Below are 26,472 nucleotides of genomic sequence, written 5' to 3' on the forward strand. Positions count from 1 at the left end.
GTGGCGTGGCCGAGCTGACGATCACCGTGGGTCCGGCCGACGGCGGCGAACAGCGGACGGTGGCCGAGGGGACGACAGCGGCCGACGTACTCGGCGGCGACAAATCGGTCGTCGTTGCCCTGGTGGACGGGCAGTTGCGTGACCTCGACCAGGTGCTGTCCGACGGTGCTGTCGTCGAGCCGGTGACCGCGTCCTCGCCGCTCGGCCTCATGGTGCTGCGTCACTCGACGGCGCACGTCCTCGCGCAGGCGGTGCAGGACGTCTTCCCCGCTGCCCGGCTCGGTATCGGCCCGCCGGTGGAGAACGGCTTCTACTACGACTTCGCCGTCGACGACCCGTTCACCGCCGACGACCTCGTGACGCTCGAGAAGCGCATGATCGAGATCATCAAGAGCGGTCAGCGCTTCGCCCGGCGGGTCGTGACGGAGGACGAGGCCCGTGCCGAGCTCGCCGCCGAGCCCTTCAAGCTGGAACTGGTCGGGCTCAAGAGTGGGTCGGTCGGCGAGGACATCATGGAGGTGGGCGGCGCGGAGTTGACCATCTACGACAACCTCGATGCCCGGTCCGGTGACCGGGTGTGGTGCGACCTGTGCCGCGGCCCGCACGTGCCCACGACTCGGGCCATCCCGCAGAACGCGTTCAAGCTCATGCGGACCGCAGCGGCGTACTGGCGCGGTGACGAGAAGAATCCGCAGCTGCAGCGGATCTACGGCACGGCCTGGGCGAGCAAGGACGACCTCAAGGACTACCTGACGTTCCTTGCCGAGGCGGCGCGCCGCGACCACCGGCGGCTCGGCGCGGAACTCGATCTCTTCAGTTTTCCCGACGAGATCGGCTCGGGGTTGCCGGTGTTCCATCCCCGCGGCGGCGTCGTACGGCGGGCAATGGAGGACTACTCCCGCGCCCGACACGAGGCCGCCGGATACGAGTTCGTCTACACCCCCCATGTGACCAAGGCGGCGCTGTTCCAGACGTCGGGGCACCTCGACTGGTACGCCGACGGGATGTACCCGCCGATGGAACTGGACGCAGAGCACCACAGCGACGGGACGGTACGTCGGGCAGCCCAGCAGTACTACCTGAAGCCCATGAACTGCCCGATGCACAACCTCATCTACGCCTCCCGCGGTCGCTCGTACCGCGAACTTCCGCTACGGCTGTTCGAGTTCGGCACGGTGTACCGGTACGAGAAGTCCGGTGTGGTCCAAGGCCTGACGAGGGCGCGCGGCTTCACCCAGGACGACTCGCACATCTACTGCACCCGTGACCAGATGGCCGACGAGCTGGACTCGCTGCTGTCGTTCGTGCTGGATCTGTTGCGCGACTACGGTCTGGACGACTTCTACCTGGAACTGTCCACGCGCGACCCGGACAAGAGCATCGGCTCGGACTCCGACTGGGCGGAGGCGACCGCCGCGCTGCGCCGCGCGGCGGAGAAGCAGAATCTCGAACTCGTCCTCGACGAGGGTGGGGCCGCGTTCTACGCGCCCAAGATCTCGGTGCAGGCGCGCGACGCCATCGGCCGGACCTGGCAGATGTCCACGATCCAGGTCGACTTGATGGAGCCTGGCCGATTCGACCTGGAGTATCAGGCTGCCGACGGCACCCGGCAGCAGCCGGTGATGATCCACCGCGCCCTGTTCGGGTCGATCGAACGTTTCTTCGGGGTCCTGCTCGAACACTATGCCGGCGCGTTCCCGCCCTGGCTGGCTCCGGTGCAGGTCGTCGGCATTCCGATCTCCGACGCGCACACCTCGTATCTGCTCGACGTCGCGGCCCGGTTGCGCGCCGCGGGCGTCCGGGTCGAGGTCGATGCCGGGGACGACCGGATGCAGAAGAAGATCCGGACCGCGCAGCAGCAGAAGGTCCCATTCATGCTGCTGGCCGGCGACGACGACATCGCGGCCGGTGCGGTGTCCTTCCGGTTCCGCTCCGGCGAACAACGCAACGGTGTCCCCGTCGACGAGGCGATCGGTGTGATCGCCGACGCGATCGCCCGGCGCATCCAGGTCTGACGTGGCAGACCCCACCGTGTCGGGCGACCCGGCCGAACCCCGGGCGATCGAGGACGAGCCGATCGACGCCCGGGGGATGGGTCCGCTGCGGGACCGCTGGGAGCGGCTCTGGACGCCGCACCGGATGCCGTACCTGCGTGGCGAGAGCCGGCCCCGGCACGACGGCGAGGGCGACGAGTGCCCGTTCTGCCGGGTGGTGCCCGGGCCCGACGCCGACGGTCTGATCGTCGCCCGGGGGGAGTCGGCCTACGTCCTGTTGAACCTGTTCCCGTACAACTCCGGACACCTGCTGGTCTGTCCCTACCGGCACGTCGGGCTCTATCCGGACCTGACCGACGACGAGGTGCTCGAGATCGGGGGGCTGACCCAGACGGCCATGCGCGTGCTTGGTGAGGTCGCCGGTGTCGCGGGCTTCAACATCGGCATGAACCAGGGCAGCATCGCCGGCGCCGGAATCGCCGGCCACCTGCATCAGCACGTCGTACCGCGATACGCCGGTGACGGGAACTTCATGCCGATCATCGGCCGGACGAAGGTCATGGCGCAGGTGTTGAGCGAGACCCGATCCCTGCTGGCCGAGGCGTGGCCGGCGACCGCCGTGCCACCGCACAGGTCCACAACGTCGGACCGTTAGCGACCCCTTGCGGTGGCATCGCCGGTACGACGGTGCGCCGCGCGGAGAGGTCTTGCGGGAGAGGGGTACTGCCGGGACGGGGTCAGTGGGGGGCGGTGAGTTTGGCCGCGAGGCTGGGCGGCAGCGGCTCGTGGCCGAGGTAATGCCGGGTGAACGTCGCCGTGCCGTGCGACAACGACCGCAGGTCGATCGGATACCGGGTGAGTTCCAGTTCCGGCACCTCGGCTCGCACCTGCGTCCGGCCACTGCCCGCGGGTTCGGTACCGGCTACCTTCCCGCGCCGGCTCGACAGATCACTCATCACCGAACCGAGATATTCGTCGGCCACGACGATGTGAACTGCGTCGACGGGCTCCAGCAGGCAGACCTGTGACGTGGCGGCGGCGTCCTTCAGTGCCAGGGCTCCCGCCGTCTGGAAGGCCATGTCCGACGAATCGACCGAGTGCGCCTTGCCGTCGACCAGGGTGACCCGGATGTCCACCACCGGATACCCGGCGACGACGCCGTGCTGCAGTTGGCTTCGTACCCCCTTCTCGACGCTGGGGATGAACTGCCGTGGTACGGCGCCACCCACGACCCGGTCGACGAACTCGAAGCCGCTGCCCGGAGGCAACGGCTCGACTTCGATGTCACATACGGCGTACTGGCCGTGCCCACCGGACTGCTTCACCAGCCGCCCATGGCCTTTGCCGGGACCGGCGAACGTCTCCCGCAGTGCGACTCGCAACGGTACGGAGTCGACCGCGACGCCGTACCGGCTGCGCAACCGGTCCAGGACGACGTCGACGTGTGCCTCGCCGAGGCACCACAGCACCAGTTGGCCGGTCTCGGAGTTGCGCTGCAGCTGCAGCGTCGGATCTTCCGCGACAAGTCGGCCCAGCGCTGTCCCGAGCTTGTCGTCGTCGGACTTCGAATGCGCCACGATCGCCACCGGCAACAACGGCTCGGGGAGCAGCCAGGGCTCGACGAGCAGCGGTGATCCCTTGTCCGACAGGGTGTCCGCGGTCTCCGCGTGCGTCAGTCTGGCGACCGCGACGACATCGCCGGCGATCGCGACCGGCACGGTGGCCGAGTTCCGGCCGACCGGCACGCTCAGCCCGCCGACCCGTTCGTCCACGTCGTGGATCCGCTCGGCGACGCCGTGACCGGAGACGTGCACGGTGGCGTCGGGCCGCAGGCTGCCGCTGAACACCCGCACCAACGACAGCCGCCCGACGTACGGATCCGACGTCGTCTTCACCACTTCGGCACACAACGGCCCGTCGGGATCGCAGGACAACGGCTCCGCGGGATCACCAGCCGGAGTGGTGACGGCCGGCAGGGGATGCTCCAACGGCGTGGGAAAGCCGCGGACGATCACCTCGAGCAGCTCGAGCGCGCCGAATCCGGCCGGCGTGATCGCACTGGGCAGGACCGGGAAGAAATGCCCGCGAGCCACCGCCTTCTCCAGGTCGGCCACCAGGGTGTCGACCTCGACGTCCTCGCCGGCCAGGAACCGGTCCATGAGGGTCTCGTCCTCGGACTCGGTGATGATTCCCTCGATCAGGCTGCTGCGCAGGCCGTCGATGAGGGCGACGTGCTCGGGATCGGCATCGCGGACGACGCGGCCGGCGCCGGAGTAGTCGTACACCTGCCGGCTCAGGAGGCCGACGAGGCCGGCCACTGCGCCGTCGTCGCCGTGCAGCGGCAGGTAGAGGGGAGCGACGCCGGCCCCGAATACCCGCTGGCAGATCGCGACCAGCTCGTCGAAGTCGCCCCGCTCGCGATCCACCTTGGTGACCACGACCGCGCGCGGCATCCCGACGGCCGCGCACTCCTCCCACAGCACCTGGGTGGCCGCGTCGACGCCGTCGACGGCCGAGATGACGAACAGTGCCGCATCGGCGGCCCGTAGTCCGGCGCGCAGATCGCCGACGAAGTCCGCGTACCCCGGAGTGTCGAGGACGTTGACCTTGATCCCGGCGTACGGCAGCGGGACCAGCGACAGCGACACCGAGCGGCGCTGCCGTACCTCGGCCGGGTCGGCGTCACTCACCGTCGTCCCGTCCTCGACCCGACCCGGCCGCCCCAGCACGCCGGCGGCGACCAGGAGCTGGTCGACCAGGGTGGTCTTGCCGGCACCCGAGGGCCCGACGAGGACGACGTTGCGGATCGCGGCGGGAGTGTCCGGGACCAGCGCCTGATCCGGTGCTGCCCGGCCACCGGCGCTGCGATCCACACCCTTGTCGGCCATCGTGCCTCCCGCGATCCGCCGGCCCGCCACCGTCGGACCACCTTGCTCCCGCCGGCCAGCTTCGGCAAGGCTCGCGCGCCGGTGGCGTCGTAGATCCCCAGGTCGCTCGCCACGCGTCGATACGATCGCGGTCCTACCAGCTGCGACGAGGACCCGATGCTCAACAACCCCGTGGCTCGCCGGGTCGTCGGGCGGGTCATCGAGCCGGCCGCCCGGGGGCTGCTTCGGCTGCGTGTCTCGCCGGACGCCGTCACCGTGGTGGGCACGGTCGGTACGGCGGCAGCGGCGCTGTACTTCTTCCCGCAGGGCAGGTTCTTCCCCGGTGTCGTGGTGATCTGCGTGTTCGTCTTCTCCGACCTGCTCGACGGCACGATGGCGCGACTGGCCGGACGCAGCGGCCCGTGGGGCAACTTCCTGGATTCGACCCTCGACCGTGTCGGCGACGGCGCCATCTTCGGCGGCCTGCTGGTGTGGTTCGTGCGGGAACAGGACTGGTGGACCACCGCGGCCGCCCTGGTCTGCCTGATCGGCGGAGCCGTCGTGCCCTACGCGAAGGCGAGAGCCGAAAGTGTCGGCGCCCGAGCCGATGTCGGCATTGCCGAACGCGCGGAGCGGCTGATCGTCGCGCTGGTCGCAGCCGGCCTGGCCGGCCTCGGCGTGCCCTATGTGTTGCCGGCGGCGCTGGACGTGCTCGCCGTGCTCACCGTGATCACGATCGCGCAGCGGATGGTGGTCGTCCGGCGGCAGCTCGTCGGCCGCGACAACGGGACGGCCGATCCGTGAGGCAACCGACCGCCGACGCCGTGCGGGGCGTGCTGGGCCAGGCTGCGGACGCGTTGACCGATGCCGGCTTCGCGCTGGGCTGGGGCGCGGTACGCCGCTTGCCCGAGACCGCCGGCTATCGGGTGGCCGATCGGATCGCCGACGCGACGTGGGCGATGCGTCGCCCCGCAGTCGGCCAACTCGAGGCGAACCTGGCCCGCGTCGTGCCGACTGCCGGGCCGGCGCAGCTGCGGGAGTTGTCCCGCGCCGGACTGCGGTCGTACCTGCGTTACTGGTATCAGGCGTTCGCGCTACCGGCGTGGACGCCCGCGGAGATCCTCGACCACGTCGTCGCCGATCCCGCGACGGCAGCAGAACTGGACCGCCTCCGCGACTCCGGTGAGGGCGCGCTGCTTGCATTGCCGCACATGGCGAACTGGGACCTCGCGGGCGCGTGGCTGTGCTTGTCGCGGGGCGGTCTCATGACGGTGGCGGAGGTGTTGCGGCCGCAGCGCGTGTTCGACAGGTTCGTGGCGTACCGGCGATCCCTCGGCATGACCGCGCTGCCGCTGGGGGATCCGACGACGATCCGCGCCATGACCGGCTACCTGAAGGCCGGCGGCGTGGTGTGTCTGCTGGCCGACCGCGATCTGGGCGGTCACGGCGTGCCGGTGACGTTCTTCGGGCAGGCAGCGACGATGCCCGCGGGTCCCGCCGTCCTGGCCGGGCTGACCGGCGCGCCGCTGTACTCCGTGGACCTGTGGTACGACGGCCCCCGGCTGCACCTGGCCGTGGATCGGCTGCCCGTACCGGCGGCGACGGACCGCCAGGCACGAGTGGCGGCGATGACCCAGGACCTGGCCGATCGGTTCGCTGCGGGGATCAGCGCCCACCCTGCCGACTGGCACATGATGCAACCGTTGTGGCAGCACGACCTCGCGTCTCGGACTGCGACGTGACGTGGGCCGGCCGGCGATGAGAGTCGGCATCGTGTGTCCGTACGCCTGGGACGTCCCGGGCGGAGTGCAGACCCACATCCGCGACCTCGCCGCAGCGCTACGGCGCCGTGGCCTGGAGGTCGCGGTCCTGGCGCCGGCCGAAGACGAGTCGGAGCTGCCCCCCTGGGTCACCTCAGCCGGCCGACCGATCCCGGTGCCGTACAACGGATCCGTGGCACGACTGAATCTCGGCGTACGCTCGACGCGCCGGGTGCGCCGGTGGATCCGCGACGGCGACTTCGATGTGCTGCACATCCACGAGCCGGTGTCGCCCAGCGTGTCGGTCATCGCGTGCTGGGCCGCCACCGGCCCGATGGTCGCGACGTGGCACGCCTCGGTCGAACGGTCCCGAGCGCTCAACGCCACGTTCTACCTGGCCCAGACCGCCATGGAGAAGATCAGCGGACGGATCGCGGTCAGCGAGGCGGCGCGCCGCACGCTGGTGGACCACCTCGGCGGCGACGCCGTCCTCATCCCCAACGGTGTCGCCTGTGCCGACTTCGCCGACGCGGCACCGCTGCCGGGATGGGGTCGGGGACAGGGCGCGGTCCTCTTCCTCGGCCGGGTCGACGAGCCGCGCAAGGGGCTGCCCACCTTGTTGGCCGCGCTGCCGCAGTTGCTCGAGCGGCGGCCGCAGACCCGACTGCTCATCGCCGGGCCGGGGGACATCTCGACGGCGACTGGTGGGATGTCCCCGCAGGTCCGGTCGCGAATCGTGCAGCTCGGGCTGGTCAGCGAGCAGGAGAAGGTCGCCGCGTTGCACTCGGTCGACGTCTACGTGGCGCCCAACACCGGCGGCGAGTCGTTCGGCATCGTGCTGCTGGAGGCGATGGCCAGCGGTACCGCCGTGCTGGCCAGCGACCTGGAGGCCTTCCGGCGAGTGCTGGATGACGGGACCGCCGGGGCCACCTTCCGCCGCAACGACGCCGACGATCTGGCAGCACAGCTCGGCAGCCTGCTGGACGACGACGACCGACGCTCGGGTTTGGTCGCCGCCGGCCATCGCCGGGCCGCGGACTTCGACTGGGACCGCATCTCCGGCGATGTCATCGACGTCTACGAGAGCGTGACAGTCTCCGGCGACAAGGTGCGCGAAGACCTGCGGGGCCAGCTCGGCGGGCGACTGCAGGTGGGTCGCGGCCGGGGCGCGAGCCGGCCGTGAACTGGCCACTGCTGACGATTCTGGTCGTCCTGGCGATGTTGTTCACCCTCTACCTCAACATGACAGCGAGCCGGCTCGACCGGCTTCATCGCCGGATCGACACCGCGACGCTCGCGCTGGATGCCCAGCTGGTTCGCCGGTCCGCCATGGCCGCGGAGATCGCGGGCGCCGGCCTGCTGGATCCGGTGTCCTCGGCGCTGCTGGCCGACGCGGCCCATGCCGCGCGGACCGCGCCGGAGGATGACAGCCGGGCCCGGGGGCTGGCCGAAAGCGACCTCACGGGTGCGCTGGGAGCCGTATTCGGGGACCCCGACGACGTGGAGGTGCTCGGCGAGACCGCTGCCGGGCGGGCGTACGTCGAGGAACTGACTGCCGCGGCCCGCCGGGTCGAACTGTCGCGGCGGTTCCTCAACGACGGCGTACGGGCCTGCCGCGCCGTGCGGGGCCAGTGGCTGGTGCGGTTGTTCCACCTGGCCGGCCGTACGCCGTGGCCCGACACGTTCGAGATGGACGACACGCTGCCCGGGGGGCTCAGCGGTCGCTGAGCCCGTTCGCCGTACCGTTGCGCCGGTGACCGCCACGCGCCTGCACCGCCGCTGTGTCCTGCTCGTCCCGGCCGCCGGGCTGGCGATCGTGCTGGCGGCGTGTTCAGGTGGCGGGACCGCGCCGGTGGCCACCGAGTCCAGCGCCGCGCCGTCGGCGTCACCGGCCGACACCGGTGCGGCGGCCGCCCCGGTGTCGGCACCGGCGGCTGCCGCCGCCGACGTCTCCCCGTTCACCGGGCGTCCCGGTGGCACCGGCGGCCCGGTGATCGTGGTCAAGCTGGACAACACCACCGCGGCGCAGCCGCACGCCGGCCTGCGCGACGCCGACGTCGTGTACGTCGAAGAGGTCGAGTGGGGGCTGACGCGTATCGCCGCGGTGTTCTCCTCGCACCTTCCGGCGAGCGTCGGCCCGGTCCGCAGCGCCAGGATCACCGATATCGAGCTGATCCCGCAGTACGGCAAGCCCGCATTCGCCTACTCCGGGGCGCAGCGCAAGTTGTTCCCCGCGCTGCGACGTGGCTCGTTCTACGACGTCGCCGCCGATCACGGCATCGCCGGTTACGCCCGGGTCAGCGGCCGGCGGGCGCCGTACAACCTGTTCGCCGACCCGGCGAAGCTGCTGGCCCGTGCCCCGAAGGCGACGACGGCGAAGTCCGTCGGGTTCACCTTCGCCGCGGCAGTGCCGGCCGGCGGCACACCGGGGACGAAGGCGCGCGTGCCCTGGCCGGCGTCGTCCGCCGGTTTCGACTGGAACGCCACCACCAAGACGTACGCCGTGTCGCTGAACGGCCGTCCCGCCCGGGCGGCCGAGGGTGGTCAGCAGGCCGCGTCGACCGTGGTCATCCAGTACGTCAAGCAGGGCGACTCCGGTTTCGGAGACCGGTACGGCGGCAAGACGCCGCTGGCCAAGACGGTGGGGACCGGCACCGGCGTCGTGCTTCGCGACGGTCAGGCGTTCCCGGTGACCTGGTCGCGTCCGGACGAGGCGTCCGGCACCACGTACACGGCGGCGAACGGAGCGCCGCTGCCGTTCGCGATCGGCCAGACCTGGGTGCTGCTGGTGAAGAAGGGCTACAAGGTCACGATCTCCTGAGCGGCGGGTGGCCCGCCGTACCATGGGGTCGCACCCGTCCGTCCCGAGAAGAGGCCCTTCGTGTCGACCGCCGACCCCACCACTGCTGTCACCGGCACCTCGCGCGTCAAGCGCGGGATGGCGGAGATGCTCAAGGGCGGGGTGATCATGGATGTGGTCACCCCCGACCAGGCGCGGATCGCCGAGGACGCCGGCGCGGTCGCCGTCATGGCCCTCGAGCGCGTGCCGGCCGACATCCGCGCCCAGGGCGGCGTCTCCCGGATGAGCGACCCGGACATGATCGAGGGGATCAAGGCCGCGGTGTCCATCCCCGTGATGGCCAAGGCGCGCATCGGGCATTTCGTGGAAGCCCAGGTGCTGCAGGCGCTGGGCGTCGACTACATCGACGAGTCCGAGGTGCTCACCCCGGCCGACTACACCCACCACATCGACAAATGGGCGTTCACGGTCCCCTTCGTCTGCGGGGCAACCAACCTCGGCGAGGCGTTGCGGCGGCTCACCGAAGGCGCGGCGATGATCCGCTCGAAGGGCGAGGCCGGCACCGGCGACGTGTCCAACGCCACGACCCACATGCGGTCCATCCGGGCTGAGATCAGCCGGCTGTCGTCGATGTCCGCCGACGAGCTCTACGTCGCGGCCAAGGAACTGCAGGCGCCGTACGACCTCGTCGCCGAGGTCGCCCAGGCCGGGCGGCTGCCGGTCGTCCTGTTCACCGCAGGCGGGATCGCCACCCCCGCGGACGCCGCGATGATGATGCAGTTGGGAGCCGACGGGGTGTTCGTCGGATCCGGCATCTTCAAGTCCGGCGATCCGGCCCGCCGCGCGGCCGCAGTGGTCGCTGCCACAGCGCATTTCGACAACCCGGACGTCATCGCGAAGGTGTCGCGCGGCCTCGGCGAGGCCATGGTCGGGATCAACGTCGAGCAGTTGCCCGTCGACCACCGCCTGGCCAGCCGGGGTTGGTGACGCCGACCGTCGGGATCCTCGCCCTGCAAGGTGACGTCGCCGAACACGAGGCGGCACTGCAGGCCTGCGGTGCGGCGACCCGCCGGGTCCGTGGGCCGGCCGATCTGGCGGCCGTGGATGCCCTGGTGGTTCCGGGCGGGGAATCGACGACGATGTCCCGGCTGTGCGAGGTCTTCGACCTGTTCGGTCCGCTACGGGAACGGGTCGCCGCGGGAATGCCGGCGTACGGCAGCTGTGCCGGGATGATCATGCTGGCGGATCGGCTGGAAGGTGGCAGGCCGGACCAGCAGACCATCGGCGGGATGGACATCGTGGTGCGGCGCAACGCATTCGGCCGGCAGGTCGACTCCTTCGAGGCGGACCTGGACGCCCCGTCGTTCGGCGCCGGGCCGTTGCATGCGGTGTTCATCCGCGCCCCCTGGGTCGACAGCGCAGGTCCCGGCGTCACGGTTCTTGCCACCGTGGCCGGTGGCCCGGCCGCGGGTAGGATCGTCGCGGTCCGCCAGGGAGTACTGCTCGCCACGTCGTTCCACCCGGAGCTCACCGGCGACGTCCGGGTGCACCGCCACTTCGTCGACATCGTGAGAGGGCGCGCATGAGCGGCCATTCCAAGTGGGCCACCACCAAACACAAGAAGGCCGTGATCGACGCGCGGCGCGGCAAGTTGTTCGCCAAGCTCATCAAGAACATCGAGGTGGCCGCGCGGCAGGGCGGCGGTGACCCGGCCGGCAACCCGACGCTGTACGACGCCGTGCAGAAGGCGCGCAAGAGTTCGGTCCCGTTGGACAACATCGACCGGGCGGTCAAGCGCGGTTCCGGTGCCGAAGCCGGTGGCGCCGACTGGCAGACGATCATGTACGAGGGCTACGCGGCAGGCGGCGTCGCGGTGCTGGTGGAGTGCCTGACGGACAACCGCAACCGGGCCGCCAGCGAGGTGCGGACGGCCATGTCCCGCAACGGCGGCTCGATGGCCGACCCGGGCAGCGTGTCGTACCTGTTCCACCGCAAGGGCGTCGTGCTGGTCCCCAAGGCGGGATTGGCCGAAGACGACGTCCTGCTGGCGGTGCTCGATGCCGGTGCCGAGGAGGTCAACGACCTCGGCGACGACTTCGAGGTCGTCAGCGAGGCCGGCGATGTCGTCGCCGTCCGCACCGCACTGCAGGCCGCGGGGATCGACTACGAGTCGGCCGAGGCGACGTTCCTGCCGACGGTGACCGTGGCGGTCGACGCCGACGGCGCCCGGAAGGTCTTCCGCCTCGTCGAAGCGCTCGAGGACAGCGACGACGTGCAGAACGTCTACTCCAACGTCGACGTCTCCGACGACGTCCTGGCCGAACTCGACGACTGAGTCCGTCGCCCGCCGCCTGGCCTACTGCAGTCCACCGAGGCAGGCGACGCGTGCTGGGCGACCTGCCGGGGTCGAGGGCAGGCGGCACCGTGGGTGTGTCGCGGCCGGGCCGCACCGCTGACGGCGGTACTGTCCCGAACACGTGTTCGGTAGCCGGCCAGGCAGCGGAGAGGGGCGGGCAGTGCGTGTGCTCGGCGTCGACCCCGGGCTGACCCGGTGTGGGGTGGGCGTGGTCGAGGGGTCTGCCGGACGGCACGTCCAGCTGGTGTACGTCGACGTCCTTCGTACCGCCCCGTCCGACGACGTAGCGTCGCGACTGTGTGGCATCGTGCTCGGCATCGAGCGCGTCCTGGATGAGTACCGGCCGGATCTGGTTGCGGTGGAACGGGTATTCAGCCAGCACAACGTCCGTACGGTGATGGGGACGGCGCAGGCCGGCGGCGTTGTCATCGCCGCAGCGGCACGTCGCGGCCTGCCGGTCGTGCTGCACACCCCGAGCGAGGTGAAGGCAGCGGTGACCGGGTACGGCCGGGCGGACAAGGCCCAGGTCACCGCGATGGTCCGCCGGCTGCTGCGACTGCCGGTCGATCCGACTCCGGCCGACGCCGCGGATGCGCTGGCGCTGGCGATCTGCCAGCTGTGGCGAGGCGGCGTCGGTGATCGGCTGCGGTCGGCTGCCGCGGCGGCTCCTGCCTCCCGGATCCCGCGTCGCGCGCCGGTGGCCACGGCGCCGCGGATCCCGCGCCGTACTGCGGCGGCTCCCGCCCCGCCCGGCTCGCGCCGGACGGCGGCGGTGCGCGAGCAGCCGGCCACGGCACCGCGGAGCGGCTCGTGATCGCGTTCGTTCGCGGCGCGGTGGCGGCCATCGGCCCGGAGCAGGCCGTCGTCGACGTCGGCGGGGTCGGTTTCGCCGTGCAGTGCACCCCCGCGACGCTGGCCACCCTCCGGCTCGGCCAGCAGGCGCAGCTGCCGACGGCCTTGGTGGTCCGCGAGGACTCGTTGACGCTGTTCGGTTTCGCCGACGAAGAAGAACGCGTCGTGTTCGATCTCGCGCAGACGGTGTCGGGTGTCGGGCCGCGGCTCGCCCAGGCGCTGCTGGCGACGTTGTCGCCGGACGAGCTGCGACAGGCCGTCGCTGCCGAGGATCTGGCGACCCTGGTCCGCGTACCGGGCATCGGCCGCAAGGGCGCCCAGCGCCTGGTGCTGGAACTGAAGGACCGGCTGGGCGCTCCGGCGCCAGCGGCTGCGGCCGGGCGCAGTGCCGCGCCGCCCGCCGCGGGACGGGAGTGGTCAGCGGCGGTGCATTCGGCGCTCACCGGTCTCGGCTGGTCGACACGGGAGGCGGACGAGGCCGTCGCCGCGCTGCGCCCGGTGGTGGACTCGGGGGAGACCGCGAGCGACCTGCCGACACTGCTGCGGTTGGCGCTGCGCAGCATGGACCGGTCATGACGAGCGCCGACGGCACCGTCTCGGGCCCCCGCAGCGATCCGGATCGACTGGTGGGACCCGAGGCCGACGCCGAGGAACGGGAAGTCGAAGGGGCGCTGCGGCCGGCGTCCCTGCGCGAGTTCGTCGGACAGGACCGGGTACGCAGCCAGTTGGGCCTGGTGCTCGAAGCTGCCCGGCAACGCGGGCGTGCCGCTGATCACGTGCTGTTGTCCGGGCCCCCCGGACTCGGCAAGACGACGCTGGCCACGATCATCGCGGCCGAACTCGGTGCACCACTGCGGATCACGTCCGGCCCGGCGCTGCAGCACGCCGGCGATCTGGCCGCCGTGCTGACCAGCCTGCAACCGGGCGAGATCCTCTTCCTCGACGAGATCCACCGGACCGCCCGGCCGGCCGAGGAGTTGCTGTACCTCGCGATGGAGGACTTCCGGGTCGACGTGATCATCGGGAAGGGGCCCGGCGCGACGGCCATCCCGCTGGAACTGGAGCCGTTCACCCTCGTCGGGGCCACGACCCGGGCCGGCCTGTTGCCCGGACCGCTGCGCGACCGGTTCGGGTTCACCGCGCACATGGACTTCTACGACCCCGCCGACCTGCAGACGATCGTCGACCGGTCGGCCCGGTTACTCGACGTACCGCTGCAGCCGGCGGCCGCCGCGGAGATCGCGGGTCGGTCCCGCGGCACGCCCCGCATCGCCAACCGACTGCTGCGGCGGGTCCGCGACTACGCCCAGGTCCACGGTGACGGCGCGGTGGACCGGTCCACCGCGCAGGCGGCGCTGGACCTGTTCGAGGTCGATGCCGACGGCCTGGACCGGCTGGATCGCGCCGTACTCGGCGCCCTGGTACGGATGTTCGGCGGTGGTCCGGTGGGCCTGTCGACCCTGGCGGTCGCGGTCGGCGAGGAGCCGGAGACCATCGAGACGGTGTGCGAGCCGTTCCTGGTCCGGGCCGGCCTGCTGGCCCGGACGCCCCGGGGCCGGGTGGCCACCCCCGCCGCGTGGTCCCATCTCGGCCTGCGTCCACCGCCCGAGTCCGGGCAGGCCGCGCTGCCGCTGTGAGCGGGACGCCGAGCGGACACCACGCCACCGGCGCACCCTGAGGCCTCGCCCGGAACGGCTGGTCACGCCACCGGCGCCGGGACCGTCCCTCAGCGAAATCTCAGGATCGCGCGCGGCCAGTTATGGTGGAGCGTTCAACCGCAGCAGCCACTCCAGCCGGCGCCGCTGACCGGCGTCATGCCCCCGGAGGTTCCCGTGGATTCCCTCGTCACGTTCGTGCCGCTGCTTCTCATCGCGGTCGTGTTCTACGCGTTCATCATCCGGCCGGGGAAGGCCCGCCAGCAGCGGGCCCGCGAGGTGCTCGACCAGATGCAGCCGGGGGACCAGGTGATGACGACGGCCGGCCTGTTCGCCACCGTGGTCGCGGTGCACGACGACCGGGTCGAGCTGGAGCCGTCGCCAGGGCAGCGGCAGACCTACCTCAAGCGGGCGATCGCGGAGGTGATCAAGCCGGACGACGTGATCGAGCTGGACGCCGCCGAACCGACGCGGGCGCGCACACCAGGCGATCCGTCCGACACGGAGACTGCCGGCTGAGCTACCGCCGTCGCCATCGGCGATACTCCCTGCGGTCCCGCATCGAGGCGGGCCGCTCCCCAGCCGGAAGATCCTGACTCCCGTGGCCCCTCCTCGCCGTGCTCAGCCCAGTCGCCCGCTGCTGGTGCTGGGTCTGCTGACCCTGGTCCTGACCGTCTGGGCGTTCTGGCCCGGCCTGGAGCACACGCCTCGCCTGGGGCTGGACCTGCGCGGCGGTACGCAGGTGATCCTGCAGCCTCGCCCGGTGCAGGCCGACGCCCAGATCACCGACGACCAGCTGAATCAGGCCGTCAACATCATCCGTGCCCGGGTGGACGGCCTCGGCGTGGCCGAGTCGGACGTCAGCCTGCAGGGCTCCGGCAACAACGCGGCCATCGTCGTGTCGATCCCGGGGGTCAACGAGGACCGGATCGTGGAGCTGGTCGGCCGGACGGCGCTGCTGGACTTCCGTCCAGTCGAGGACATCCTGGACCCGGCCGCGGTGTCGGCGTCGGCCTCACCCAGCGCTTCGGCGACGCCCAGTGGCTCGGCCCCAGCCGCCACGGCATCGCCGGCGCCCTCGCCGGCCGCTTCCACGACACCGGCACCGGCCGCCTCGACCACACCGGCACCGGCCGCTTCGCCGAGTCCCTCGGCGTCGGCCGGCTCCGACGCTCCGACCATCGTGCAGTCGGCGAGCAACGACGCCGCGTTCCAGCAACGACTGGGCGAGTTGAACTGCACCGACCCGCGGGTCTACGCCGGGGGGTCGCCCGACGATCCCGCGTTGTGGCTGGGCACCTGCATGAAGGACGGCTCGGCGAAGTTCAACCTGCAGCCGGCGTTCATCCGCGGCACCAACGTCACTGACGCCTCCGCGGGGATCGCGCAAGGCGGCGCCGGCTGGCAGGTGAACCTGTCGTTCGACTCCGAGGGTGCGGCGAAACTCGCCGAGGTGTCCGGCAAGCTCGTCGGGTTGCCGTCGCCGCAGAACCAGTTCGCGATCGTGCTGGACGGGGTGGTGCAGTCCGCGCCGTACTTCAGTTCGCAGATCATCGGCGGACAGGCGCAGATCACGGGGAGTTTCACCGCCCAGGAGGCCCAGGACCTCGCCCAGATCCTGAAGTACGGCGCCCTGCCGGTCACCCTCGACGTCGCCTCGGTCGAGAACGTGACGCCGACGATCGGCGACGACCAGCTCAAGGGCGGGATCATCGCCGGGATCCTCGGCCTGATCCTGGTCGCGGCGTACCTGCTGCTGTACTACCGGGCGCTCGGCACAGTGGCGGTGCTCAGCCTCGTCGTCGCTGCCTGGCTGACCTACGTGTTGTTCGTCATCCTCGGCCGGACAGTCGGTTTCACCCTCACGCTGGCGGGCGTCGCCGGTGCCATCGTCGCGATCGGTATCACGGCGGACTCGTTCGTCGTCTATTTCGAACGCATCCGGGACGAGATCCGCGACGGCCGGACCCTGCGACAGGCAGTCGATACCGGTTGGGAACGGGCGAAGCGGACGATCCTGGCGGCGGACTTCGTGTCGCTGCTCGCGGCTGTCGTGCTGTACGTCGTCTCCGTCGGCAGCGTGCGCGGCTTCGCCTTCACCCTCGGACTCACCACCCTCATCGATATCGCCGTGGCCTTCCTGTTCAGCCGGCCGTTGGTGGTGGTGTTCTCCCGGTCCCGCTGGATGCAGCGCGGCGGCCCGTGGACCGGACTGTCCCCGCAGCGACTCGGCGTTGCCGCCAAGTCGCCGCCCGGGAGCCGTCGTAGTCCGGCGGCACAGGTCGTCGACGCCCAGCAGCACGAGGCCACGGCTGCCGCGGCTGTCGCCGCCGGAGCGACCGACGAAGGGGACGAGAACCGGTGAGTCGGCTGCGTGAGCTCGGTCATCGTTTGTACGCCGGACAAATCGAGTACGACTTCGTCGGCCGGCGGCGGACCTGGTACGTCGTGTCCAGCGTCATCCTGGTGATCGCGATCCTGGGACTGGTCGTGCGGGGCGGTCTGAACCTGGGAATCGAGTTCCGTGGTGGCGCGCAGTTCCAGCTGCCGCCGGCGGCGACCTGTTCCATCGAACAGGCGCGCGACACCGCCGAAGGCGCCGGCGCCAGCCAGGCGATCGTCACCGAGGTCGGCAGCGGCGGGCTTCGGGTGCAGACCCAACCGTTGACGCCGGAGCAGTCCAACGCCACCCGCGACGCGCTGGCTGCCGCGTGCGGGCTACAACCGTCCGACATCGCCGTCCAGCTGATCGGTCCGACCTGGGGGAGTCAGATCACCGCCAAGGCCCTGCAGGGGCTGGTGATCTTCCTGATCCTGGTCGCGATCTTTATGACGATCTATTTCGAGCTCCGTATGGCGATCGCGGGGTTGGTGGCCTTGGCGCACGACCTCGTGATCACGATCGGCATCTACGCCCTCGTCGGGTTCGAGGTGACGCCCGCGACGGTGATCGGTGTCCTGACCATCCTCGGGTTCTCGCTGTACGACACCGTGGTCGTGTTCGACAAGGTGAAGGAGAACACGAAGGGCTTTGCCGGGCAGAGCCGGGCGACGTACGGACAGCTGGCCAATCTCGCCGTCAACCAGACGCTGGTCAGGTCGATCAACACCTCGGTGATCGCCCTGCTGCCGGTCGCGGCGATCCTGTTCGTGGGCGCCGGTCTGTTAGGTGCCGGCACCCTGAAGGACCTGTCGCTCGCGCTGTTCGTCGGCATGGCCGCCGGTACGTACTCCTCGTTGTTTGTGGCTACGCCGTTGCTCGTGCAGCTCAAGGAGCGTCAGCCGGAAGTGAAGGCGCAGGCCCGCCGAGTCGCCGCACGGGGGGCGAGCCGCCCCGATCGACCCGCCTCGGCCGTCGCGGTCGGCGGTGAATCGGCGCCGACCGCTGCCGCCGGGCAGCCGGCGGCGGGCAGTACGGCGCGCCCCGCCGGGCAGCGCAACCAGCCACGCAAACAGTCCCGCTCCCGCCGTGGTGGCGGAGGCCAGCGGTAACGGCGCAGCTGTGCGCCGGGCTCGGCGCACAGCCGGGGCCTAGAATGGCGCCAGCCGCGGGCCCATGCTGCGGCACGGTCAGGAGGCTGGGTGGCCCAGGAGGCGGTGACCTCGGCGGCGCGGGGCGGATCGGCGGCCCCCGCGCCCGATGTCCACGCCCCGTCCCCTGAGCTGACAGAGCCAGCAGCCCGCTCGGAGGTCGTCCACCGGGGCGAGTCGTCGGGCAGGTTGCGGGGCCGGCTGTCTCGGATCGCGGGCGGATCGCGTACGGCGTACCCCGAGCTCGAGCCGCTGTTCCGCACGATCCGGCAGTTTCACCCCAAGAGTGACCTGAAGATCCTCGAACGGGCCTACGAGACCGCGTCGTACCTGCATCGCGACCAGCGACGGCGTTCCGGCGAGCCGTACATCACCCACCCGCTGGCCGTCGCCACCGTGCTCGCCGAACTCGGCATGACGACCCCCACGATCGCCGCGGCGCTGTTGCACGACACCGTCGAGGACACCGCGTACTCGGTGGAGTCGCTGCGAGAGGACTTCGGCGACGAGATCGCCCGGCTCGTCGACGGCGTGACCAAGCTCGACAAGGTCAAGTACGGCGAGTCGTCAGCGGCCGAGACAGTACGGAAGATGGTCGTGGCGATGGCCCGCGACGTCCGGGTCCTCGTCATCAAACTGTGCGACCGCTTGCACAACATGCGAACGCTGCGGTGGCTGCCGGTCGACAAGCAGGAGAAGAAGGCCCGCGAAACGCTGGAGATCTATGCGCCCCTGGCGCATCGGCTCGGGATGAACACGATCAAGTGGGAACTCGAGGATCTGTCGTTCGCCACGCTCTACCCGAAGATGTACGACGAGATCGTGCGCTTGGTGGGACAGCGGGCGCCCTCGCGCGACCTGTATCTGCAGGGACTGATCGAGGAGATCAATTCCGACCTGCGCGAGGCGAAACTGCGCGCCGTGGTGACCGGGCGCCCCAAGCACTACTACTCGGTGTACCAGAAGATGATCGTGCGCGGCCGGGACTTCGCGGACATCTACGACCTGGTCGGCGTACGGATCCTGGTGGAGTCCGTGCGCGATTGCTATGCCGTGCTCGGCATCCTGCACTCGCGGTGGAGCCCGGTACCGGGGCGTTTCAAGGACTACATCGCGATGCCCAAGTTCACCATGTACCAGTCGTTGCACACCACCGTCATTGGGCCGGAGGGCAAGCCGGTCGAGTTGCAGATCCGTACCCACGACATGGATCGCGCCGCGGAGTTCGGGATCGCTGCGCACTGGCGCTACAAGCAGTCCGAGGTCGGCGGAAAGGCGAGCCCGGAGGACTACGGCTGGCTGCGGCAACTGCTGGAATGGCAGCGGGAGACCGAAGATCCCGACGAGTTCCTCGACGGCCTGCGCTACGACCTGCAGTCCAGCGAGGTCTTCGTGTTCACCCCGAAGGGGGACGTCGTCGCGCTGCCGTCCGGTTCCACGCCGGTCGACTTCGCCTACGCCGTGCATACCGAGGTCGGACACCGCTGCGTCGGCGCCCGGGTCAACGGCAAACTCGTCCCGCTCGAATCCGCACTGGAGAACGGCGACACCGTCGAGGTGTTCACGTCGAAGTCCGAAGGAGCCGGCCCGAGCCGGGACTGGCTGTCGTTCGTCCGCAGCCCCCGCGCCCGGAACAAGATCCGGGGCTGGTTTTCCAAGGAACGTCGCGAAGAGGCGATCGAGCAGGGCAAAGACGCGATCACTCGGGCGATGCGCAAGGAGGGGCTGCCGCTGCAGCGGCTGCTGAGCAACCAGAGCCTGACGCCGATCGCCGCCGAACTGCACATCGCCGACATCAGTGCGCTGTATGCCGCGGTCGGCGAGGGCCGCGTCGCGGCCTCCACCATCGTGCGCCGGCTGGTCGCCGGGATGGGCGGGGAGGAGGCCGCCGCCGATGATGCCGCCGAAGCGACCAGCCCGACCCGGATCTCGAGCCGACCGAGGCCGGTCGGCGACGCCGGGGTCGTGGTCAAGGGCGTCGACGACGTCTGGGTCAAGCTCGCCCGATGCTGTACGCCGGTGCCCGGCGACACGATCCTCGGCTTCGTCACCCGGGGTTCCGGCGTGTCGGTGCATCGCACCGACTGCGTCAATGTGCCCGGCCTGCAGGCTCAGGCGGAACGCCTCGTCGACGTGGAATGGGCCCCCACGCCCAGCAGCGTCTTCCTCGTGACCATCCAGGTCGAGGCGCTGGACCGCTCGAGATTGCTGTCGGACGTCACCCGGGCGCTGTCCGACCAGCACGTGAACATCCTCAACGCCAACGTGACCACGTCGCGGGACCGGATTGCGATGTCCCGCTTCACCTTCGAGATGGCCGACCCGAAGCACCTGGGGTCCGTGCTCAAGGCCGTGCGGTCCATCGAGGCCGTGTACGACGTCTACCGCGTCTGAGCTCCGCCGACCGCGGCGGCCGCGTGATGGCCAGGACAGCCATGGGGCGGGCAGCGTTGGCCAGGGCAGCGCCCGGGCCCTCGGGTGGTCAGGCGCTGAACTCGTCGAGCGCTCGTTGCGCGGCGGCCAGCAGCGCCTGGGTCGAGGTCAATGATCGAGCGGCGTCGGCGGCCCCGCCGGTGTCTCCTGCCGCCTGCGCGGCCTCGAGCGCCCGTTCGAGCTTGGCTACTGACCCGCGGAACATCTCGACGGTGTCCTCGGCGCGGGCCCGGGCTGCGGGGTCGGTACGGCGCCATTCGTGCGCTTCGGACCGCCGGACGGCCTGCTCGACCGTCCGCAGTCGGGCCTCCACCCGATCACGGTCGGCACGGGGCACCGGCCCCGCGGCCTCCCACTGCTCCTGGATGCGCCGTAGGGCTGCCTTCGCGCCCCGGATGTCGGTGACCGGCAGCAGTGCCTCGGCCTCGGTGAGCAGCTCCTCACGGCGCTGCAGGTTGTCCCGCAGACCGCTGTCCCGTTCGTCCAGCTTGGCCGATCGGGCCGCGAAGAACGTGTCCTGCGCCGCCCGGAACCTCGTCCATAGCTGGTCCTCGTCGGCTCGGCTGCCGCGCGGCGCCGCCTTCCACTGCGCCATGAGGTCCCGATAGGCCTGCGACGTCGCGCTCCAGTCCGTCGACTCCGCCAGGGACTCGGCGGTCGCCACGAGCTTCTCCTTGGCGCCCAACGCTTCTTTCCGTGAGGCATCGAGCGCGGCGAAGTGCTGGCGGCGGCGCTTGTCGAAGCCGGAGCGCGCGTGACTGAAGCGCTTCCACAGTTCCTGTTCCTTGGCACGGTCCGCGCGCGGCGCAGCGCGCCACTGGTCGAGCATCTCCCGGAAGCGCTCGCCGGTGGCCTTCCACGAGGTCGACTCCGCCAACTGCTCGGCCTCGGCGACGAGGCCCTCCCGTACCGCGACCGCCTCGTTGCGTGCTCGCGTCCGCTCCGCCCGTACCGTCAGCCGGCGTTCGGCCACCGCCGCGTCGAGTTCCCCGATCCGGGCGAGCAGCCCGGCGAGGTCGCCGACCACGGCCGGCTCGGCCAGCGCCGCGCGGATCCGCGCGGCCACCGCTGCGGCCTGGTCCGGTGTCGCCTTGCCGTCGCGCAACCGGCGGGTCGCCAGGTCGATCTCCACGGCGAGGTCGTCGTACTTGCGGCTGAAGAAGGCCAGGCCGGCGGCCGGGTCGCCGGCGGCCCACTGTCCGACGGCTCGCTCGCCGCCGTCGGGGAGCACGACGTACACCGTCCCGTCCGCGTCGACGCGGCCCCACGGGCCGGTAGGCGTGGGCTGGCTCATGCTCGGCGGTCACCTTCCGTGTCGTCGTCGGCCGATCCTCGCATCATCGCGGCGGTCGTGTGGTGCGGCGACCGCGACGTACGGCGACCGCGACGGCATGCACGACGGCGCTGGCCACCGTCGCTGCGGTGTCAAGCGACCGCGGCGTACGGCGACCGCGACGTACGGCGACTGCGGTACCCGGCTCGGCGGGCGGTCAGCCCGACGGCGGCGGGGAGAAGGACGGCGCGGCCGGTGTGACGGTCACCGCGTCGATCGTGACCGGCAGCTTCGGCGGGCCGTCGGGGGAGCCGTCGGCGGTGCCGGCCGCGGCGATCTTGTCCAGGACGTCGAGGCCGGCGGTGATCTTCCCCCAGATCGTGTACGCCGGCGGGAGCGTGGCATCGCGGTAGACCAGGAAGAACTGGCTGCCGGCCGTCCCGGCGCCCCGGTTCGCCATGGCGACGGTGCCTCTGGGGTAGTTGTTCGTGCCGGCGGCCGGCAGGTTCTCGTCCGGGACGGTGTAGCCCGGTCCGCCGCCCTTGCCGCCGGTCGGGTCGCCGCACTGCAGGACGAACGGCGACGCGGTGGCCAACCGGTGGCAACTGGTGCCGTCGAAGAAGTCCTGGCTGGCCAGGAAGATCATCGAGTTGACCGTGTGCGGCGCCTTGGCCGGGTCGGTCTGGATCGTGATCGCGCCCTGGCTGGTCTGCAGCGTCATGACGTACGGCGTCGTGGTGTCGATGGTCATCGCGGGCGGCTGCGTCCAGGACGGCGACGACGACGACGGTGACGGTGACGGGGAGGCCGTCGAGCTGTCGTTCCGAGTGGCTGCCACCGCCCAGGTACCGAGCCCGACGATGGCGACCACGGCGACGACGACTCCGGCGATCCGGTTGCGGCGCCGCCGGGCGCGAGCGGCTGTCCGACGGCGTTCCAGCTGCCGTTGCTGCTTGGCGCGCGCGAGCTCACGTTCCCGCCGGTTGCTGGTCACTGGCCCTCCTCCGTCCGACCGTCACCGGTCCCACGCCGCCGTTGCGATCGTCGTCGAGACCCCGCGGGAGTCTAGGTCGACGCCGCGGCGGATACCCTCGTGCACCGTTGCTCCCCGAGGCGAAGGACGCTCTGTGCTGGTCGCCGGCTTCCCTGCAGGTCCGTGGGCCACGAACTGCTTCGTGGTCGCCACCGCTGCCGGGGCCGAGTGCGTCGTCATCGACCCGGGCAAGGATTCCGGGGCCCCGATCGACGACCTCGTGCGGGAGCACCGCCTGCAGCCGGTCGCGGTGATCCTCACCCACGGGCACATCGACCACATGTTCTCGGTGCAGCCGGTGTGCGCCAGCCATCGGGTGCCGGCGTACATCCACCCCGCCGACCGTTCTCGGCTGGCGGACCCCATGGGATTCGCAGGGCGGGGGGCGGCCGACCGGCGCGACGCGGCGGACGCGATGGCGGCGATGCTCGGTGGCCATCACCAGTTCGTCGAACCCGACGAGGTTCGTGAGCTGGCCGATGGCGAGGTGCTGCAGCTGGCCGGACTGCAGCTGAAGGTCAGCCACGCGCCCGGGCACACCGAAGGCTCGGTCGTCTACGGCACGCAGCAGGCCGGTGACGTCCCGCCGCTGCTGTTCTCCGGCGACGTTCTCTTCGAAGGCTCGATCGGGCGTACCGACCTGCCCGGCGGTGACCACCAGGCCATGCTCGCGAGCCTCGCCCGGGTGATCCTGCCGCTGCCGGACCAGACCGTGGTGCTGCCCGGCCACGGCGCGACCACCTCGATCGGGCGGGAACGCACCGCCAACCCGTACCTGCAGCACGTGGCCGCGGATGTGCCGCCGGTCCGGCGCGGACTGTGACGCCGTCGTCGTGACCAGTCAGTTCAGCGCGCCCAAGGGAGTCCCGGAGTATCTGCCGCCGGATTCCGCGGCCTTCCTGGCCGTGCGGCAGACGTTGGCGGGCCCGGCTCGGCGGGCCGGCTACGGCTACGTCGAACTGCCGGTGTTCGAAGACACCGGCCTGTTCGTCCGTGGCGTGGGCGAATCCACCGACGTGGTGAGCAAGGAGATGTACACCTTCACCGACCGCGGTGACCGGTCGCTGACGCTGCGGCCGGAGGGCACCGCCGGTGTCGTCCGGGCTGTGATCGAGCACGGCCTCGACCGTGGGCAACTGCCGGTGAAACTCTGGTACGCCGGTGCGTTCTTCCGCGCCGAACGGCCGCAGCTGGGCCGCTACCGGCAGCTGCAGCAGGTCGGGGTCGAGGCCATCGGCAGCGACGACCCCGCGCTGGACGCCGAGGTCGTGGCGATCGCCGACGAGGGCTTCCGCGCGCTGGGCCTGCGGCGCTACCAGCTGAACCTGACCTCGTTGGGCTGCAGCACGTGCCGGCCGCCCTATCGAGCTCTGCTGCAACAGTTTCTCCGCGGGATCGACCTGGACGACGCGACACGGGAACGTGCCGAACTGAACCCGCTGCGGGTGCTCGACGACAAGCGGGAGCAGGTCCAGTCGCAGCTGGCCGGCGCGCCGCTGATGGCCGACCACCTGTGCGCGTCGTGCCAGGAGCACTACGACACGGTCCGGATGCATCTGGCCGACCTGCAGGTGCAGTGGCAGGAGGCGCCGCGACTGGTCCGCGGCCTGGACTACTACAACCGGACCACGTTCGAGTTCTCGCACGCCGACCTGGGTGCGCAGTCCGGCATCGGTGGTGGGGGCCGCTACGACGGCCTGATGGCCTCGTTGGGTGGCCAGCCGCTGTCAGGCATCGGGTTCGGTCTGGGGACCGACCGCACGCTGCTGGCGTGCCGGGCCGAATCGCTGCCGGTGGGCGGCGCCCGCCGATGCGACGTGTACCTGGTCCCGCTGGGTAGCGAGCCGAAGCGCCGGCTGGTGGCGCTGGCCGGCCGGTGGCGGCAGGCCGGCGTCGGGGTCGATATCGCCTACGGTGACCGGGGAATGAAGGGCGCGCTCAAGGGTGCCGACCGCAGTGGCGCGCCGTACGCGCTGATCCTCGGGGACCGCGATCTGGCTGCCGGGACCGTGTCGCTGAAGGACCTGCGAGACGGCGCCCAGGAGACTGTCCCGCTCGACGACGTGTACGACGTCGTCCTCGCCCGCACCACGACCGCTCGGGAGTCGAACACGTGATCCGCACGCACGAGGCCGGGACGTTGCGCGCGACCGATGCCGGCAACACGGTGGTTCTGGCCGGCTGGGTCGCTCGTCGCCGCGATCACGGTGGGGTCGCCTTCCTCGACCTGCGGGATGCCTCGGGCGTGGTGCAGGTGGTGGTCCGCGACGCCGAGACGGCCCACGAGTTGCGCAACGAGTATTGCGTTCGGGTCGTCGGTGACGTGCGGATCCGCCCGGAGGGCAACGAGAATCCCGAGCTGCCGACCGGTGCGGTCGAGGTCGTCACCGACGACCTGACCGTCCTGAGTTCCGCGGCGCCACTGCCGTTCCCGATCGACGACCAGGTGGACGTCGGTGACGAGGTCCGGTTGCGATGGCGCTACCTCGACCTGCGCCGGCCCGCGCCGGCCGCCGCCATCCGGCTGCGCAGCCGGGTCAGCCACACCGCGCGCAACGTGCTGCACGATCGGGGTTTCATCGAGATCGAGACGCCGACGCTGACCCGGTCGACGCCGGAGGGAGCCCGGGACTTCCTGGTACCGGCCCGATTGCAGCCGGGCAGCTGGTACGCGCTGCCGCAGAGTCCGCAACTGTTCAAGCAGTTGCTGATGGTGGCCGGTATGGAGCGGTACTACCAGATCGCGCGTTGCTACCGTGACGAGGACTTCCGCGCCGACCGGCAGCCGGAGTTCACCCAGCTCGACATCGAGATGAGTTTCGTCGATCAGGACGACGTCATCGAGGTCGGCGAGGCCGTGATCACGGCGTTGTGGCGGTTGATCGGCCACGACGTGGTCACACCCATCCCGAGGCTGGCGTACGCGGAGTCGATGGCACGGTTCGGCAACGACAAGCCCGACCTCCGGTTCGGGCAGGAACTCGTCGAATGCACGCAGTACTTCTCCGACACCGCTTTCCGGGTCTTCCAGGCGCCGTACGTCGGTGCTGTGGTGATGCCGGGCGGCGCGTCACAACCGCGCAAGGTGCTTGACGCCTGGCAGGACTGGGCACGGCAGCGCGGTGCCCGTGGCCTGGCGTACGTCCTGGTGGGCGAGACCGGCGAGTTGTCCGGGCCGGTCGCCAAGAACCTCTCGGACACCGAGCGCGACGGTCTGCCGGCGTACGTCGGCGCGCAGCCGGGGGACTGCATCTTCTTCGCCGCCGGGCCGCCCGCGCCGTCGCGGGCGCTGCTGGGTGCCGCCCGGCTGGAGATCGGCCGTCGCTGCGGCCTGATCGACGAGGGCGCCTGGTCGTTCGTCTGGATCGTCGACGCCCCACTGTTCGAACCGGCGGCGGCGGCCACGGCCAGCGGCGACGTCGCGGTGGGCAGCGGCGCGTGGACCGCAGTGCACCACGCCTTCACGTCCCCGAAGCCGGAGTGGGTCGACCGGTTCGAGGCCGACCCGGAGCACGCCCTGGCCTACGCGTACGACCTGGTGTGCAACGGCAACGAGATCGGCGGCGGATCGATCCGTATCCACGACCGTGCCGTGCAGCAACGGGTGTTCGCGCTCATGGGAATCGAGCCGCCCGAACAGCAGGAGAAGTTCGGTTTCCTGCTCGACGCGTTCGCGTTCGGACCGCCGCCGCACGGCGGCATCGCGTTCGGCTGGGACCGCATCTGTGCCCTGCTGTCCGGTGCCGACTCGATCCGGGACGTCATCGCGTTCCCGAAGACCGGCGGCGGCCAGGATCCGCTCACCGGCGCGCCGGCCCCCATCACCGCGGCTCAGCGCCGTGAGGCGGGAGTGGACGCGCCGGCACCGGCGACCTCGGCGTAGTCCCACCACGGCGGCCTTCGCCGTCGTCTTGTCTT

23 protein-coding genes are annotated in these 26,472 nt (G+C 71.0%); 20 read left to right on the forward strand and 3 right to left on the reverse strand.

The annotated features are described in order from the left end of the window. Positions 1-5 precede the first annotated feature (5 nt). Both EPO13_06475 and EPO13_06480 read left to right on the forward strand, forming a co-directional pair. Positions 6-2,015 carry a threonine--tRNA ligase gene (locus EPO13_06475; GenBank protein ID TAK69515.1) on the forward strand — a complete coding sequence of 670 codons (2,010 nt, stop codon included), beginning with the start codon at positions 6-8 and terminating at the stop codon, positions 2,013-2,015. 76 nt (positions 2,016-2,091) lie between these two features. Continuing rightward, positions 2,092-2,649 carry an HIT domain-containing protein gene (locus EPO13_06480; protein ID TAK69753.1) on the forward strand — a complete coding sequence of 186 codons (558 nt, stop codon included), beginning with the start codon at positions 2,092-2,094 and terminating at the stop codon, positions 2,647-2,649. Positions 2,650-2,731: 82 nt separating this feature from the next. Here the strand turns inward: EPO13_06480 and EPO13_06485 are convergent, their stop codons facing one another. Next, on the reverse strand, positions 2,732-4,882 hold the full coding sequence (locus EPO13_06485) for an elongation factor G-like protein EF-G2 (protein TAK69516.1): 2,151 nt from the start codon (positions 4,880-4,882) through the stop codon (positions 2,732-2,734). 156 nt (positions 4,883-5,038) lie between these two features. Between EPO13_06485 and EPO13_06490 the strand changes: the two genes are divergently transcribed. The 15 genes from EPO13_06490 (at position 5,039) to EPO13_06560 (ending at position 20,209) form a co-directional block, all read left to right on the forward strand. Continuing rightward, positions 5,039-5,665, forward strand: coding sequence for a CDP-alcohol phosphatidyltransferase family protein (locus EPO13_06490; protein ID TAK69517.1), 627 nt, complete (start codon positions 5,039-5,041; stop codon positions 5,663-5,665). Between the two features lie 32 nt (positions 5,666-5,697). Then, on the forward strand, positions 5,698-6,603 hold the full coding sequence (locus EPO13_06495; GenBank protein TAK69754.1) for a phosphatidylinositol mannoside acyltransferase: 906 nt from the start codon (positions 5,698-5,700) through the stop codon (positions 6,601-6,603). Positions 6,604-6,619: 16 nt separating this feature from the next. Next, positions 6,620-7,804, forward strand: coding sequence for a glycosyltransferase family 1 protein (locus EPO13_06500; protein TAK69518.1), 1,185 nt, complete (start codon positions 6,620-6,622; stop codon positions 7,802-7,804). Then, entirely contained in the window at positions 7,801-8,349 is a 549-nt protein-coding gene (locus EPO13_06505; protein ID TAK69519.1) for a hypothetical protein, read from the forward strand. The genes EPO13_06500 and EPO13_06505 overlap by 4 nt, the downstream gene beginning before the upstream one ends. Positions 8,350-8,374: 25 nt before the next feature. Beyond that, positions 8,375-9,442, forward strand: a complete 1,068-nt coding sequence (locus EPO13_06510; GenBank protein ID TAK69520.1) for a DUF3048 domain-containing protein — start codon at positions 8,375-8,377, stop codon at positions 9,440-9,442. A 60-nt stretch (positions 9,443-9,502) separates the two neighbouring features. Beyond that, complete coding sequence (gene pdxS / locus EPO13_06515) at positions 9,503-10,408, forward strand: pyridoxal 5'-phosphate synthase lyase subunit PdxS (GenBank protein ID TAK69521.1); 906 nt, start codon at positions 9,503-9,505, stop codon at positions 10,406-10,408. After that, positions 10,405-11,007 carry a pyridoxal 5'-phosphate synthase glutaminase subunit PdxT gene (gene pdxT, locus EPO13_06520; GenBank protein ID TAK69522.1) on the forward strand — a complete coding sequence of 201 codons (603 nt, stop codon included), beginning with the start codon at positions 10,405-10,407 and terminating at the stop codon, positions 11,005-11,007. The genes pdxS and pdxT overlap by 4 nt, the downstream gene beginning before the upstream one ends. Beyond that, a complete protein-coding gene (locus tag EPO13_06525; protein TAK69523.1) occupies positions 11,004-11,756 on the forward strand; it encodes a YebC/PmpR family DNA-binding transcriptional regulator in 753 nt (250 codons plus the stop codon). Before pdxT ends, EPO13_06525 begins: the two co-directional genes overlap by 4 nt. A 181-nt stretch (positions 11,757-11,937) precedes the next feature. After that, positions 11,938-12,591, forward strand: a complete 654-nt coding sequence (ruvC, locus tag EPO13_06530; protein TAK69524.1) for a crossover junction endodeoxyribonuclease RuvC — start codon at positions 11,938-11,940, stop codon at positions 12,589-12,591. Then, on the forward strand, positions 12,588-13,205 hold the full coding sequence (ruvA, locus tag EPO13_06535; GenBank protein TAK69525.1) for a Holliday junction branch migration protein RuvA: 618 nt from the start codon (positions 12,588-12,590) through the stop codon (positions 13,203-13,205). Before ruvC ends, ruvA begins: the two co-directional genes overlap by 4 nt. Further along, a complete protein-coding gene (gene ruvB, locus EPO13_06540; protein ID TAK69526.1) occupies positions 13,202-14,266 on the forward strand; it encodes a Holliday junction branch migration DNA helicase RuvB in 1,065 nt (354 codons plus the stop codon). The genes ruvA and ruvB overlap by 4 nt, the downstream gene beginning before the upstream one ends. Positions 14,267-14,443: 177 nt before the next feature. Further along, positions 14,444-14,803 (forward strand): preprotein translocase subunit YajC, encoded by a 360-nt coding sequence (gene yajC, locus EPO13_06545; protein TAK69527.1) that lies wholly within the window; start codon positions 14,444-14,446, stop codon positions 14,801-14,803. An 82-nt stretch (positions 14,804-14,885) separates the two neighbouring features. Next, positions 14,886-16,649 carry a protein translocase subunit SecD gene (secD, locus tag EPO13_06550; protein TAK69528.1) on the forward strand — a complete coding sequence of 588 codons (1,764 nt, stop codon included), beginning with the start codon at positions 14,886-14,888 and terminating at the stop codon, positions 16,647-16,649. Continuing rightward, positions 16,646-17,776, forward strand: coding sequence for a protein translocase subunit SecF (gene secF, locus EPO13_06555; GenBank protein ID TAK69529.1), 1,131 nt, complete (start codon positions 16,646-16,648; stop codon positions 17,774-17,776). Before secD ends, secF begins: the two co-directional genes overlap by 4 nt. 90 nt (positions 17,777-17,866) lie before the next feature. Then, the gene (locus EPO13_06560; protein TAK69530.1) at positions 17,867-20,209 is read left to right on the forward strand and encodes a bifunctional (p)ppGpp synthetase/guanosine-3',5'-bis(diphosphate) 3'-pyrophosphohydrolase; all 2,343 of its coding nucleotides are present in this window, start codon (positions 17,867-17,869) and stop codon (positions 20,207-20,209) included. Between the two features lie 88 nt (positions 20,210-20,297). Here the strand turns inward: EPO13_06560 and EPO13_06565 are convergent, their stop codons facing one another. Further along, entirely contained in the window at positions 20,298-21,542 is a 1,245-nt protein-coding gene (locus EPO13_06565) for a DUF349 domain-containing protein (GenBank protein ID TAK69531.1), read from the reverse strand. 196 nt (positions 21,543-21,738) lie between these two features. Beyond that, entirely contained in the window at positions 21,739-22,515 is a 777-nt protein-coding gene (locus tag EPO13_06570; protein TAK69532.1) for a peptidylprolyl isomerase, read from the reverse strand. 133 nt (positions 22,516-22,648) lie between these two features. Here EPO13_06570 and EPO13_06575 point away from each other — a divergent pair, with 133 nt between their 5' ends. Genes EPO13_06575 through aspS form a run of 3 tightly spaced genes read left to right on the forward strand, consistent with a single transcriptional unit; the run spans position 22,649 to position 26,437 of the window. Beyond that, complete coding sequence (locus EPO13_06575; protein TAK69533.1) at positions 22,649-23,377, forward strand: MBL fold metallo-hydrolase; 729 nt, start codon at positions 22,649-22,651, stop codon at positions 23,375-23,377. Further along, positions 23,349-24,671, forward strand: coding sequence for a histidine--tRNA ligase (locus EPO13_06580; protein TAK69534.1), 1,323 nt, complete (start codon positions 23,349-23,351; stop codon positions 24,669-24,671). Before EPO13_06575 ends, EPO13_06580 begins: the two co-directional genes overlap by 29 nt. Beyond that, the gene (gene aspS / locus EPO13_06585; GenBank protein TAK69535.1) at positions 24,668-26,437 is read left to right on the forward strand and encodes an aspartate--tRNA ligase; all 1,770 of its coding nucleotides are present in this window, start codon (positions 24,668-24,670) and stop codon (positions 26,435-26,437) included. Before EPO13_06580 ends, aspS begins: the two co-directional genes overlap by 4 nt. Positions 26,438-26,472 lie beyond the last annotated feature (35 nt).

The organism is Actinomycetota bacterium, from assembly GCA_004297305.1.
GTDB lineage: Bacteria > Actinomycetota > Actinomycetes > S36-B12 > FW305-bin1 > FW305-bin1.

What these genes read in the sequence shown, in the direction of transcription:
- EPO13_06480 (TAK69753.1), top strand. Translation starts at nt 2,092, where the DNA reads ATGGGTCCGCTGCGGGACCGCTGGGAGCGGCTCTGGACGCCGCACCGG.
- EPO13_06485 (TAK69516.1), bottom strand. Translation starts at nt 4,882, where the DNA reads ATGGCCGACAAGGGTGTGGATCGCAGCGCCGGTGGCCGGGCAGCACCG.
- EPO13_06490 (TAK69517.1), top strand. Translation starts at nt 5,039, where the DNA reads ATGCTCAACAACCCCGTGGCTCGCCGGGTCGTCGGGCGGGTCATCGAG.
- EPO13_06500 (TAK69518.1), top strand. Translation starts at nt 6,620, where the DNA reads ATGAGAGTCGGCATCGTGTGTCCGTACGCCTGGGACGTCCCGGGCGGA.
- EPO13_06525 (TAK69523.1), top strand. Translation starts at nt 11,004, where the DNA reads ATGAGCGGCCATTCCAAGTGGGCCACCACCAAACACAAGAAGGCCGTG.
- ruvB (TAK69526.1), top strand. Translation starts at nt 13,202, where the DNA reads ATGACGAGCGCCGACGGCACCGTCTCGGGCCCCCGCAGCGATCCGGAT.
- yajC (TAK69527.1), top strand. Translation starts at nt 14,444, where the DNA reads ATGCCCCCGGAGGTTCCCGTGGATTCCCTCGTCACGTTCGTGCCGCTG.
- EPO13_06565 (TAK69531.1), bottom strand. Translation starts at nt 21,542, where the DNA reads ATGAGCCAGCCCACGCCTACCGGCCCGTGGGGCCGCGTCGACGCGGAC.
- EPO13_06580 (TAK69534.1), top strand. Translation starts at nt 23,349, where the DNA reads ATGTGCCGCCGGTCCGGCGCGGACTGTGACGCCGTCGTCGTGACCAGT.